Source organism: Vreelandella neptunia, from assembly GCF_000712975.1.
GTDB classification, from domain to species: domain Bacteria; phylum Pseudomonadota; class Gammaproteobacteria; order Pseudomonadales; family Halomonadaceae; genus Vreelandella; species Vreelandella qaidamensis.
In genome coordinates, this window is the sequence record NZ_JHQL01000002.1 from 476085 (window position 1) to 488815 (window position 12731).

The window sequence follows — 12731 nt, forward strand, 5'->3', positions numbered from 1 at the left end:
CCTTACGCGGGCCCTACCACATGCTTCACTTCTAAATAGGCGCTTAAGCCCCAGGGGCCAAGTTCACGACCAATGCCGCTACGCTTGAAGCCGCCCCAGGCGGTTTCAGGCAGCACCAGCTGCTCGCTGTTGTACCAAATGCTACCGGCTTTTAGCTGGCGACCAATGCGTTTTGCCCGCTCGGGGTCACCGCTAATCACCGTCGCCGCTAATCCATAAGCGCTATCGTTGGCGAGTGTAATCGCCTCTTCTTCGCTGGTAACGCTGCGCGCGCAAAGTACTGGGCCGAAGATTTCTTCTTGCCACAGGCGACTTTCCAACGGCACATCGCGGTAAAGCGTCGGCGCTAAAAAGTAGCCATGCGTGGGCAGCGTGCGATGGGTAATATCACGCACGGCCGTCAGGCCTTCTTGTTCAGCCAAGTCTAAATAGCGCTGTACCGCATCGCGCTGCTTAGCGCTGGTCATTGGCCCTAAGTCAGTGCCTTCAGCAAGTGGGTTGCCTAAGGTTAGCGCATCCATACGTTCCGCCAGGGCGATATAGAGTGCTTCTGCCACGTTTTCATGCACCAGTAAGCGCGAAGTCGCTGAACAGATTTGCCCAGCATTAAAGTAGATACCCGCCATTACCCAGTCGGCAGCTTGGGCTGGGTCGGCGTCTTCCATTACCAGAATCGGCGATTTTCCACCTAGCTCTAAAGAGACACTGGCGGTGCGAGCAGCAGCGGCTTGCATAACGGCTTCGCCGACTCGATTACTGCCGGTAAAAGAGATTTTATCAACACCTGGGTGATTGGTTAGCGGTGCGCCAATACCCTCGCCGTCACCATTAAGCAGGTTCAAAACACCCGCAGGCAAGCCAATTTCCAGGGCAATTTCTGCCAGCGCCAACTCGGGGAGCGGCGTTACCTCTGACGGCTTGAGCACTGCGGTACAGCCTGCCGCCAACGCGGGCGCCAGTTTCCAGGCGCTTGTCACCAGCGGGAAGTTCCAGGGCGCAATCAGCCCAACGACGCCCACCGGGTCATGATACGTACGCGCCTCAACGCCCTCCATTTCCACACTGACCAGTTCGCCCTGGCGAGCATCTAACGCCCTAGCTTGCTGGGCGTAATAGCGGTGACAGGCAATCGCATCGTCTAGGTCAATGCCTGCTTCAGCGAGGGGTTTGCCATTATTAGTGGCTGACAGAGTGATTAGCGCTTCTCGGCGAGCCTCCAGCGCATCGGCAAAGCTATCTAGGTAATTTGCACGCGCAGCTCCACCCAGCGCTTGCCAAGCAGGTAGCGCTTGCTGAGCAGCTTTAACGGCAGCGTCGACATCTGCCGCGTCCCCCGCCGTGACCTGAGCAATACGTTCTTCGCGATAAGGGTTCATCACATCGAGCAGGCGCGTGCCTGCCGAGGCAACCCATTGGTTGTTGATGAACTGCTGATTGATCAATTGCTGGTTGGGTAACGACATCTACGTATCCTGGTCGGAAATGCTGCACGCACGCTGCCAAGCAGCCGCGTCTATTTCAATGAGTAACGGGCCATTTGAGGCACGCTTAGCGAGTGAGTCTGCAAGTTCCTCAGGGCTTTCTACCCTTACGCTTTGGCAACCAAACCCTTCGGCCAAGGTAAGAAAGTTGGGGGCTTGAATGTCCACGCCCAACCGCGCCACACCATTGGCATCCATATAGCGGCGAATTTCTTCATAGCCTGCGTTATGCCACAGCACAATCACCACCGGCAGGCGTTCCTCTACTGCGGTAGCAAGCTCAGAAAGGGTGAACATCACCCCACCATCACCGACGAGCGCCACCACAGGTAAATCAGCACGAGCTAACTGTGCACCTAATGCAGCCGGTAACCCATAGCCCAAAGTGCCGTAGCCGGTAGAGGCATTGAAGTAGCGCCTTGGCGCTGGCTGGCTGACTAAGTGGTTGCCTGCATACACCGGCGCGGTGGAGTCACCCACCAAAATCGCCTCAGGCAAGTAGTCTGCTAGGGTTTTATAAAGCGGTACGAAGTCGCTAAAAGCAGGATCGTTAACCAGATTCAGCGCACCCAAAGCCGCCGACGTTCGCTCAATACCGCTGCGTTTCAATGGGTCGGGAAAGTGAGCGAGTAGAAGCTCTAAGCTACGCCCAGCATCGCCGACTAGCCCTAGCGTTACACGCTGGTTGCGCACCAGTTGTTCGGAATCAAGGTCAATACGAATCAGCTTGCCGTTGAGGTGAAAGCCACCGTCAAACACAACGTCGTAGTCGGTCTCGCCAAGCTCGGTACCCACCGCCAAAATCACATCGGCGTTGGCCGCCAGTTCGCGCACCGCTGGCAGGGCGGCATTAGCACCCAAATCCAGCGGGTGGTCGCGGCCTAGTAGCCCTTTGGCGTTGATAGTCGTCACCGCGGGGGCATCAAGCTTCTCCACTAATGCTCGCGCTGCGTCTGGCGCTGCAACGCAGCCACCACCCAGAAGCACCAAGGGTTGCTTGGCTGATTTTAATAAACGAGCCGCTTCCGCAAGCCCCATTGGGTCAGGTGCTGCTCGGTAAAGCATTGGCGCTTGCCAACTGGTCGGCACCTTCACCGGTGCATTGAATAGATCAATCGGAATTTCAATATGTACCGGGCCTGGGCGCGCACCATTGAAGATGGCAAAGGCGCGGGCCAGCACGTCGGGTAGCGTATTGGCATCTAATAGCGTATGGCTAAACCGCGCTACGCCACTGATCATCTGCTGCTGGCTGGGAAGCTCATGCAGCCGACCTTGGCCTAGCCCCAGCGTATCCCGACGGCTAACACTAGAGATCACCAACATGGGGATAGAGTCTGCTAATGCTTGGCCCATGGCAGTGGCAATATTGGTCATCCCTGGGCCAGTGATAATCAGGCATACCCCAGGCTGACCGCTGGCACGGGCATAGCCGTCAGCCATAAACCCTGCGCCCTGCTCATGGCGCGGGGTTATATGCTGCACATTGCTATCTTCAAGCCCACGATAGAGCTCTACGGTATGCACGCCGGGGATGCCAAACACTGCCTGCACGCCATAAGTATCGCGCAGTAAGCGTATCAACAGTTCCGCGCAGGTCATGGTTGATTGATTGCGCATTGCGTCATTGCTCATTCTGGGCCCTCTCAGAAGAAAAATGTATGGGCCATAAAGGCGATAATAGGCAACGTAATGGCTGTGCGAAGTAAGAAAACGGCGGCTAGTTCCCAAAGCTTAATAGGGATTTTTGATTTAAGTAGCAGTGCGCCAATTTCTGACATATACACCAGCTGCGTCATCGACAAGCAAGCGATCACAAAGCGGGTCAGCTCGCTTTCAATATTTGTCGCGAGTACCGCCGGTAAGAACATATCGGCAAACCCGACCAGCGTGGCAGGGGCAGCCGCTTGCGCTTCAGGAATACGCAGCAACTCAAGCACAGGCACCATGGGGTAGGAAAGCCAGGTAAACAGCGGAGTAAACTCGGCTAAAATTAGCGCGACAGTGCCGATGGCAAATACCAGAGGCAGCAGTGTCAGAAAGATATCAATCACGTTGAGTAGCGCTAAACGCACCAACTCTTTTGGCCCTGGGGCATCCGCTGCCCGGCGAGTTGCCTGTAGCAAGCTGTAACGAAGCAGCCCTACATTTTCTGTGCGCTTCTCGCTTAACTGGCAGCCGACTGGCTCATAGTAGTCGTTAGATTTTAGCGATAGCGGCGGAATCCGCGCCACAATAATGGCAGCGATCAACCCTGATACCACTACCGTAAAGTAGAACTGCACGAAGAGATGATTGATATCAACAAAGTTCGTAACCAGTAGACTGAATGCGATGGAAGCCACTGAAAAGTTAGTTGCAATGACCGATGCCTCGCGGCCATTGTAATACCCCTGCTCATACTGCTGAGCGGTGATCAATACACCCACAGTGCCTGACCCCATCCAAGAAGCCGTCGCATCGATAGCACTGCGCCCCGGGAGATTAAAAATTACCCGAAACGGCTTACGCACCATGGTGCCGATAAACTCCATAAAGCCGAATTCGACCAAAAACGGTAGGAGAATCGCCGCAAAGAAGAAGAATGTCAGTAGCACCGGTGCCAAATCATTGAGCATTACGCCGCCAGTAAACGGCGCCGTTACAAATTCGGGGCCGACCTGGAAAAACGTCATGACGACAAAAATCGCACCTAATATGCGCATCACTACCCAGATAGTGTCTACGTCGAACATATCGTGAAAGTGACCTCGTTGTGCCCAGTTAGGCTTCGCCACTTTTACGTAAAGCGTTATCACTACGGATAAACATAGTACTAGCATGGCAATGGCGGGTAGTGCAGAGCCAAGCAGGGACTGCAGTCCATCGGCCATCAATCCCATACCAATATTAATCGATCCTCCTACTTGAAAAGGCACCAAAAACAAAAGGACGCCAATCAACGATGGAATTAGAAACTTCAGCAAATGAGCGCGATGGATTGGAGCCGATGGATCGGCGTCATCCAATTTTACTTGGGAGTAAGACATTTCTTTCACCTATTGGAAGTGATTATTAGAGGTGGGCTGGTGGCGTCCGAGGGGAAGCAGTGCTTCCCTGTACGCTCTTATAATTAGCGCCTTGTTAGACCGACGCTTTGGTAACTAGCGTTAGCTTGCTTGGTTAATCACTGTGCTTTACGCCCGGCAGCACGCAGAGCATTTCGTATAGCAGTGTGGCGCCCATCAATGCGGTATTACCGCTGGGATCATAAGGAGGCGATACTTCCACTAAGTCACAGCCGACGATGTTCAAGCCTGCCGCACCGCGCACAATTTCCAGCCCTTGGGCTGAGGTCAGCCCGCCCATCTCTACCGTTCCCGTTCCTGGCGCAACGGAAGGATCCAAACCATCGATATCGAAGCTGATATAAACAGGCACATCGCCCATCTGCTCGCGCACTTCTTCCATCAAGGGAGCCAGCGAGCGATACCAGCACTCTTCAGCGGGAACAACGCGGAAACCCTGATTTCGGCACCAATCAAAATCTTCAGCGGCGTAACCGGTACCACGAAGGCCGATTTGCACCACTTTGCCGTGGGCTAACAGGCCTTCTTCCTGGGCGCGGCGAAACGGCGTGCCATGGGCAATCGGCTCACCAAACATGTGCTCGTTCACATCGGCATGGGCATCAATATGGATCAGCCCCACCGGCCCATGCTTTTTGGCAATGGCGCGTAAAATGGGCAGTGTCAGGGTGTGTTCGCCACCCAGCGTTAACGGAATGCAGTTGTGTTTAAGCACGTCATCATAAAAGGCGGTGATGATGTCGACGCTTTTGGGCAGGTGAAACGTGTTGATGGGCACGTCGCCTATATCAGCCACTTGTAAACTTTCAAACGGCGCGGCGCGGGTCGCCATGTTATAGGGCCGAAGCATACGAGATTCATCACGAATCTGGCGGGGGCCAAGACGCGTACCAGGACGGTTGGACGTACCAATATCCATTGGAATACCAATAAACGCAGCATCTAAACCAGCAGCGCTTTCCTGAGCGGGTAAACGCATCATGGTGGCAGGGCCACCAAAGCGCGGCATGCTATTGCCCCCGAGCGGCTGATTAAAGTCAGACATACAGATCTCCTTGGCGTTGTTCATGTTGTAGCGCTGTCGTGCGTACTGATAACGACTACGTTGCACAGACCATGCCAAGTCCCTGAACGCCCTAATAATAGGGCATTCAGGCATTATCGATGCAGTAATGAATTAAAATCACGTACACTTAAGTCATCTATGCATCATCGATGCAAAAATGCATTAAAGGTTATTCGAGAGACAACGCTGTGAGTGAAATCGATAAGTGCGTGCTAAAAACCATTGTGGAAACCGCTAACGATCACTTCTTTATCGTCAGCGGAGAGGGCCAAGTACTTGATATCAGTCCCGGCGCTGAAGCCGTTTATGGCGCGCCCCGGGAAGAGCTTCTAGGCAGTAGCGTTTATCAGCTTCAGCAAAAAGGCATCTTGAAGCCATCCATCACCTTAGAGGTGATGCGCACCCAACAGCCAGCGCAACTAATGCAGGTAACGGGCACCGGTCGCCGTGTGATTGCTGAAGCCTACCCTGTCTTTGTGAATGGAAAATTAGAGCGTGTTATTAGCCGTTCCAGAGACTTAACTGATCTACAGCTCCTGCAAGATGAATACGCACTACTCCAGAAGCGCTTTAGTGAACACTTAAAGCGCAGCCAAGCAGCCCCCGATGCCGAGGAACAAGCGCTGGACGATGCGTTGGATAACCTGCAGGCGAGAAGCCACGTTATGCGTGAAGTCGCCTTGCTTCTCAAGCGAGTTGCACCTTCAGATGCCAATGTATTGATGCTGGGAGAGTCGGGCGTGGGGAAAACCGCGTTTGCCAAACAGCTGCACCGCTGGAGTCAACGCAGTAATAGCCCCTTTATTGAGGTTAACTGTGCGGCCATTCCCGAAAATTTATTTGAGTCTGAGATGTTTGGCTATCAGCCAGGCGCATTCAGCGGCGCAGCTCGCCAAGGAAAAGCTGGCTTACTAGAACAAGCGGAAGGCGGCACGCTGTTTCTGGATGAAATTGGTGAGCTTCCCTTATTAATGCAAACCAAACTGCTAAAAGTCATCCAGGACGGAAGCCTTACCCGGCTAGGTGATACGAGGCCACGCAAAGTGGACTTTCGCTTAGTCGTCGCCACGAATCAGAATTTAGCTAAACAAGTAGAAGCGGGGCTATTTCGTCTGGACCTTTACTACCGTCTCAACGTCATACCGGTCACGCTTCCCCCTTTGCGCGACCGCCGAGAAGATATCCCCGATCTCGTGGAAGCCTGCTTGGAACGCCTTAACCAACGCTACGGGCGGCAAAAAATTCTGGGTAATCAAGTGTGGTCAACGTTGATGGGAAGCGACTGGCCAGGCAACGTTCGCGAGCTTGAAAACTGGCTAGAGAGAGCTTGGCTATCCAGCCCTACCGATCAAATTGAAGCACCTAATCTCCATCCCTATAAGGAGCAGCCTCAAGCTCATCTGCCGAATATCCCAGCATCCTCATCGGCAGCACCCTTAGCGCCGGATGAAACCCTAAAGCAGTACCTCGCCAGGCTGGAGCACGACACACTGGAGGCATTGAGCACAACGCTCCCCAGTACGTATGCCATCGCTGAGCGGCTGGGGATTAGCCAATCCAGCGTGGTGCGCAGGCTGCAGCGTTATGGCATTAAAATCACCGCCTAACGCTTGGGTTGACACATCCCCGCCATATAAGCGTCATACAACCGCAACACCTTCCTCGCACTCTTAAACGTAGTTACTGATTGCGAGTGAAGGGGTTTATGAACCAATCGCGTATCCGCCTGGAGCGCGTCTCCAAACGTTGGGGCGCGACCACCGCTGTCGATGACATCTCATTCGATGTCACACCAGGGCAGTTTGTTATTTTGCTGGGGCCATCGGGCTGCGGCAAATCTACCACGCTGCGTATGGTTGCTGGCCTGGAAGAAGCCAGCAGCGGGCAAATTCATATTGGCGAGCGCGATGTTACTCGCCTTCCCCCCGGTGATCGCGGGCTGAGCATGGTATTTCAGTCTTATGCGCTGTTCCCGCATTTGAGCGTTGCCGACAATATCGTTTTTGGCCTACGCAGCCGCAAGGTACCTAAAGCCGAACAGCGCCAACGGTTAGCGAACGTTGCAGAACTGGTTGACCTGACGGACTACTTAAACCGCAAACCTGCCCAGCTTTCTGGTGGCCAACGCCAGCGTGTGGCGTTGGCCCGTGCGATCATTTCCGAACACCCGATCTGCTTGATGGATGAGCCACTTTCCAACCTGGACGCACGGCTGCGTAGTGATATGCGTCGGGAAATTAAAGCGCTGCAAAGCCGCTTAACTATGACGGTGATTTACGTTACTCACGACCAAGTGGAGGCCATGAGCATGGGCGATCGTGTGATTTTGATGCAGCAAGGAAAAATCGTTCAAGACGGCACACCTGATGAGCTCTACAACCGCCCAGCCAGCACTTTCGCCGCTAGTTTCATTGGTAGCCCAGCGATGAATCTACTGCCACTGGTACAAGGTGAACAAGGCGCCATTATCGAGGGCGAGCCAACGACGCCGATCGCTCCCTTAGAAGCTGCGGGCGGACAGTTGGGCGTGCGGCCAGAAGATATCGAGCTACGCCCCGCCTCTGAGCCCGGCGTTCCCGCGACAGTGGTGAGCAAAGAGTACCTAGGCGCGGACACCATTGCCCATGTGGCGGTAGGGGCGCACACCTTACGCGTTCGGATTAGCGGCAAACACGCTTTATCCGACTCGACCTGCCGTCTTTACTGGCCAGTAGAAAGCGCACACTTTTTCGATGCTCACGGTACACGGCGAGACGACCTCATGATGAGCCCGCTTACGTCGACACACCGAACCGTTCCTCGTCCACCTGCGGTGGGCTCTTTCCAACACTGACAGCAGTATTGACACTTGTGGAGCCGTTTATGCGTTTACGTATTCCTTTCGCTATGACCACCCTGGCAGCAGGTCTATTAAGTGCTGCGCACGTTAATGCGAACAGCGTTGATCTCACTATGTACTACCCCGTTTCGGTGGGCGGTGCACTCACCGACGTGGTAGATAATTTAGTGGCGGAGTTTGAAAGCGAGCACCCGGATATCAACGTAGAAGCGATCTATGCCGGCAACTACGACGACACTCGCGTGCGCGCGATGTCTGCCATTGAAGCAGGCGATACACCGCAACTATCCGTACTGTTTTCTATCGATCTTTACGAGTTAATTGAGCAAAACGCCATTGTTGCTTTCGACGACTTGGTCGAAACCGATGAAGAGCGCGAATGGCTCAATAGCTTCTACCCAGGGCTGATGGAAAACGGCCAGTTGGATGGCAAAACCTACGGCATCCCCTTCCAGCGCTCCACCATTGTGCTGTTCTGGAACAAAGACGCCTTTGAAGCGGCAGGCCTTGACCCCGAAACACCTCCAGAAAACTGGCAAGAGATGGCCGACATGGCCACTACCGTGCGCGAAGCCTCTAATGGTGAGCAGTGGGGCGTGATGGTGCCGTCGACTGGCTACCCCTACTGGATGTTCCAGGCTTTCGCTTTTCAAAATGGTCACCGGTTAATGAGTGACGATGGCACCGAGGTATATTTTAACGACCCCGCCGCCATTGAAGCACTTGAGTATTGGGTGTCGCTGTCCACGGAATACGAAGCGATGCCAAGCGGCACCATTGAGTGGGGCACTCTACGTCAGAACTTCCTTGAACAGTCTACCGCGATGATGTGGCACACCACCGGTAACCTAACCGCTGTGCGCAGTGACGCAACGTTTGATTTTGGTGTCGCCATGCTGCCAATGAGCACCCAACGCGGCAGCCCTACCGGCGGTGGCAACTTCTACATTTTTGAAGATACAAGCGAAGAAGAGCAGCGCGCAGCGATGACCTTTATTCGCTGGATGACCGCTCCCGAGCGCGCTGCCGCCTGGTCGATTGAAACCGGCTACATGGGCGTTAGCCCCGCCGCTTACGAAACTGACGCACTACAACGTTATGTGGAAGAGTTTCCACCGGCAGCGGTCGCCCGCGACCAGTTGGAACATGGCACGGCGGAACTTTCTACTTACCAGGGTGGCCGTATTCGCCGCGCACTGGATAACGCTGTTCAAGCGGCACTCACTGGCCAGCTATCTCCAGAAGAAGCGCTGAACCAAGCGCAGCAAGAAGCCGATAGCGTGCTGCGCCGCTACGCCCGCTAACGCACTTCATCGTTCCGTTCGCCGGGGTTTGCCCCGGCGCTTCCAACGTGCGGTATTTCATTATGTCTTTTACCGACCACCGCAAAATGCAGCTTTATGGCGCTCTGTTGCTGTTACCCGCCGCCATCCTGCTAGCCACTTTTGCTTACCTGCCCACCATCGCCACGTTGGTCAACAGCTTATTTTTACCCGGTTTTCGCGGTGCGCCTACGCAATTTGTAGGGCTAGAAAACTACCACGTATTGTTTGACGACCCGACGTTTTGGAAGGTCGCCCGTAACAACCTACTCTATGCGCTAGGTACAATTCCTACGTCCATCGCGCTGGCGTTGGCGATGGCACTGTTTGTAAATGGTAAATTGCGCGGGCGTGGCTTTGTGAGGATGGCTTATTTTACCCCCACCATTTTGCCAATGATCGCCGCCGCCAATATCTGGATGTTCTTCTACGCGCCGCAGATTGGCCTGTTCAACACGTTGCTCGGCGCACTAGGGTTTTCCAGCGTGAACTGGCTTGGCGACCCAAGCGTGGCGCTTGGTTCTGTGATTGTGATGTCGATATGGAAGGAAGCCGGCTTTTTTATGATTTTTTATCTGGCGGCGTTACAGGGGATTCCGCCAGAACTGAAGGAGGCTTCTGACCTGGAAGGCACCAGCCGCTGGAGTTTTTTCTGGCGGGTGACATTTCCACTGTTGATGCCCACCACGCTGTTTGTGCTCATCAATGCGCTGATTAACTCGGTACGGGTCGTGGATCACCTGTTTATTTTGACCAAGGGCGGCCCGAACAACGCCACTAACCTGCTGCTTTATTACGTCTACGAGAACGCGTTCTCCTTCTTCGATCGCACCATGGCGGCCACCATCACCGTGGTCATTTTGCTGGTGCTTGCGGTGGTGGCCACGCTGAAGTTCACGGTTCTCGACCGCAGGACACACTACCAATGAGCTCAATCTCATCGCCTTCAACACCATACCCGACACGCGCGCGCTTTTTTTCAGTGCCATCGCTTGAAACCATAGCGGCTTGGCTGCTGGCGCTCATTTGGATTTTTCCGTTGCTGTACGCATGTTGGGCGGCGTTTCATCCGCCCGCCTACATGGTGCGCTTTGATTTATTTGCGCCGCTAACGCTAGATAACTTTAAAAACGCCTGGGCCCAGGCCCCTTTTGCTCGTTATTACCTAAACACCTTCATGCTGGTCACCGGGGTGGTGCTCGCTCAGTTTATCGTGTGTACCTTGGCAGCATTTGCCTTTGCGCGTTTTCCGATTCCCGGCAAGAACCTGCTGTTTATGCTGGTGCTGATTCAACTCTTCGTGTTTCCCGAAGTGCTGATTGTTGAGAACTACCGCATCGCTAGTGAACTGGGGTTGATCAATACCATTACTGGTATCGGCTTGCCCTACGTGGCCAGTGCCTTTGGTATTTTCTTGCTGCGCCAAACCTTTAAAACGATTCCTCGAGAGCTAGAAGACGCAGCCCGTATTGAGGGCTGCAACTGGCTCGAAATTCTTTGGAAAGTATACGTTCCCCTGGCCAAGCCTACTTACCTTGCTTACGGATTGGTCTCCATCAGCCACCACTGGAACAACTTCCTTTGGCCACTGGTTGTGACCAATTCGGTAGAGAGCCGCCCGCTAACGGTAGGATTAGGGGTGTTTTCCGCGCCCGAAACCGGCGTGAACTGGGCTACCGTGAGCGCCGCCACGCTATTAAGCATCGCCCCGCTGCTCATCGCCTTCTTGCTCTTCCAACGCCAGTTCGTGCAGTCGTTCTTAAGGGCCGGTATTCGTTAAGCTCAAATGGTCGCTATTTTAAAAAATCGCTCACTTGGCGTAATCTATAGGCAAGCGAGGAGGAAAAATAGATGGCTATTCAGCAAAAAACAGCCGATAAACGCCGCAATATGGGGGCCGCAGCGATGCGTACTTACCCCAATATTTCACGAGCATGGGGGCTGAAAGAGAGTCAGGCAGCGTTGCTACTAGGAGTTCCTGACTCTACCTACCGCCGTTGGAAACAGTCACCTGAGCAGGCGCGGCTTGATGCAAATCATCTGGAGCGCATGTCGTTGATCCTCGGCATATATAAAGCGCTGCATATCCTCCTCCCTAATACAGAAGCTGCTAATAGCTGGCTTCAGAGAGCTAACAACAATCCTCTGTTTTCAGGTCACTCGCCAATGGAGCGCCTGCTCAGCGGGCAAGTGTCTGATCTTTATGTTGTTCGCCAGCATTTGGATGCAGCGCGCGGAGGAAGCCATGCATGACCTATTCATTGAGCGAGGTTATATGGCGACCCAGTTACCGCGTCATTCCTTCACGCTTTCCACCAATTGATTTATTTGAGGGGGTAAACACTAGCACCGATGACTGGGAGCTACTCAACGAGTTAGAGGGTGAAACCTCGGCACGGCTGCGAGAGGAAGCTGGTGCTATTCACCTAGTGCGTGATGAAGATCGCCGCTATGGTCAAGGCTGGACACCCGTCATGGCCGCCTTCTGCCACTTCCCCGCCACCGGCTCGCGGTTTAGCGATGGCACCTTTGGCGCCTACTACTGCGCGCTAACGGAAGCCACCGCCATTGCCGAGACCTGTCATCACGCCGAGCGTTTTATGCGTGAGTCAAATGAACCACCCATGATGCTTCAGCAGCGTGTTTATCTGTCGGATTTAACGGGTGAATTGATTGATTTACGTGGTCACAACACTGCCCAGACGCTTCTCATGCCGGATAGCTGGGAAGCCGGGCAACGCTTTGGCCGAGAAGCATGGGGAAACCAAGTCGATGGCATTGTTTACCCCAGCGTGCGTGATCCTGAAGGCGAGTGTGCGGCGGTTTTGCGGCCACCCGTACTTGCCGCAACACGCCAAGGGAAACACCTTGGCTACGACTGGGATGGGCAGCAAATCCGCCATGTTTATGAGCTAACGCTGCTGGGTTAGCAACGAACGTAACGGCTACCACTAC

11 protein-coding genes are annotated in these 12731 nt (G+C 54.1%); 7 read left to right on the forward strand and 4 right to left on the reverse strand.

All coding sequences use genetic code 11. The features are described from left to right. Positions 1–2: 2 nt before the first annotated feature. From CR46_RS0106905 to speB, 4 genes are all read right to left on the reverse strand, one after another. On the reverse strand, positions 3–1463 hold the full coding sequence (locus CR46_RS0106905; RefSeq protein ID WP_030071243.1) for an aldehyde dehydrogenase family protein: 1461 nt from the start codon (positions 1461–1463) through the stop codon (positions 3–5). Next, entirely contained in the window at positions 1464–3116 is a 1653-nt protein-coding gene (locus tag CR46_RS0106910) for a 5-guanidino-2-oxopentanoate decarboxylase (RefSeq protein WP_030071245.1), read from the reverse strand. It lies immediately after the preceding gene. A gap of 11 nt (positions 3117–3127) precedes the next feature. Further along, positions 3128–4510 (reverse strand): YjiH family protein, encoded by a 1383-nt coding sequence (locus tag CR46_RS0106915; protein WP_030071247.1) that lies wholly within the window; start codon positions 4508–4510, stop codon positions 3128–3130. Between the two features lie 133 nt (positions 4511–4643). After that, positions 4644–5594: an agmatinase gene (gene speB / locus CR46_RS0106920; protein WP_030071249.1), complete on the reverse strand. Its 951-nt coding sequence runs from the start codon at positions 5592–5594 to the stop codon at positions 4644–4646. Positions 5595–5803: 209 nt separating this feature from the next. Between speB and CR46_RS0106925 the strand changes: the two genes are divergently transcribed. From CR46_RS0106925 to CR46_RS0106955, 7 genes are all read left to right on the forward strand, one after another. Next, positions 5804–7222 carry a sigma-54 interaction domain-containing protein gene (locus tag CR46_RS0106925; RefSeq protein ID WP_030071250.1) on the forward strand — a complete coding sequence of 473 codons (1419 nt, stop codon included), beginning with the start codon at positions 5804–5806 and terminating at the stop codon, positions 7220–7222. A gap of 98 nt (positions 7223–7320) precedes the next feature. Further along, entirely contained in the window at positions 7321–8448 is a 1128-nt protein-coding gene (locus CR46_RS0106930) for an ABC transporter ATP-binding protein (RefSeq protein WP_030071251.1), read from the forward strand. Between the two features lie 29 nt (positions 8449–8477). Next, positions 8478–9758 (forward strand): ABC transporter substrate-binding protein, encoded by a 1281-nt coding sequence (locus CR46_RS0106935; protein WP_030071253.1) that lies wholly within the window; start codon positions 8478–8480, stop codon positions 9756–9758. Between the two features lie 62 nt (positions 9759–9820). Beyond that, a complete protein-coding gene (locus CR46_RS0106940; protein ID WP_030071255.1) occupies positions 9821–10705 on the forward strand; it encodes a carbohydrate ABC transporter permease in 885 nt (294 codons plus the stop codon). Further along, positions 10702–11556, forward strand: a complete 855-nt coding sequence (locus tag CR46_RS0106945) for a carbohydrate ABC transporter permease (protein ID WP_030071257.1) — start codon at positions 10702–10704, stop codon at positions 11554–11556. The genes CR46_RS0106940 and CR46_RS0106945 overlap by 4 nt, the downstream gene beginning before the upstream one ends. Positions 11557–11627: 71 nt before the next feature. Further along, the gene (locus CR46_RS0106950; RefSeq protein ID WP_030071259.1) at positions 11628–12029 is read left to right on the forward strand and encodes an MbcA/ParS/Xre antitoxin family protein; all 402 of its coding nucleotides are present in this window, start codon (positions 11628–11630) and stop codon (positions 12027–12029) included. Continuing rightward, a complete protein-coding gene (locus CR46_RS0106955) occupies positions 12026–12706 on the forward strand; it encodes an RES family NAD+ phosphorylase (protein WP_030071261.1) in 681 nt (226 codons plus the stop codon). The genes CR46_RS0106950 and CR46_RS0106955 overlap by 4 nt, the downstream gene beginning before the upstream one ends. The last annotated feature ends 25 nt before the right edge of the window (positions 12707–12731 follow it).

Bases quoted from the DNA above. Each gene is read 5' to 3' on its own strand.
- CR46_RS0106915 (WP_030071247.1), bottom strand. From the start codon at position 4,510: ATGTCTTACTCCCAAGTAAAATTGGATGACGCCGATCCATCGGCTCCA.
- speB (WP_030071249.1), bottom strand. From the start codon at position 5,594: ATGTCTGACTTTAATCAGCCGCTCGGGGGCAATAGCATGCCGCGCTTT.
- CR46_RS0106955 (WP_030071261.1), top strand. From the start codon at position 12,026: ATGACCTATTCATTGAGCGAGGTTATATGGCGACCCAGTTACCGCGTC.
- CR46_RS0106930 (WP_030071251.1), top strand. From the start codon at position 7,321: ATGAACCAATCGCGTATCCGCCTGGAGCGCGTCTCCAAACGTTGGGGC.
- CR46_RS0106905 (WP_030071243.1), bottom strand. From the start codon at position 1,463: ATGTCGTTACCCAACCAGCAATTGATCAATCAGCAGTTCATCAACAAC.
- CR46_RS0106940 (WP_030071255.1), top strand. From the start codon at position 9,821: ATGTCTTTTACCGACCACCGCAAAATGCAGCTTTATGGCGCTCTGTTG.
- CR46_RS0106945 (WP_030071257.1), top strand. From the start codon at position 10,702: ATGAGCTCAATCTCATCGCCTTCAACACCATACCCGACACGCGCGCGC.
- CR46_RS0106910 (WP_030071245.1), bottom strand. From the start codon at position 3,116: ATGAGCAATGACGCAATGCGCAATCAATCAACCATGACCTGCGCGGAA.
- CR46_RS0106950 (WP_030071259.1), top strand. From the start codon at position 11,628: ATGGCTATTCAGCAAAAAACAGCCGATAAACGCCGCAATATGGGGGCC.
- CR46_RS0106935 (WP_030071253.1), top strand. From the start codon at position 8,478: ATGCGTTTACGTATTCCTTTCGCTATGACCACCCTGGCAGCAGGTCTA.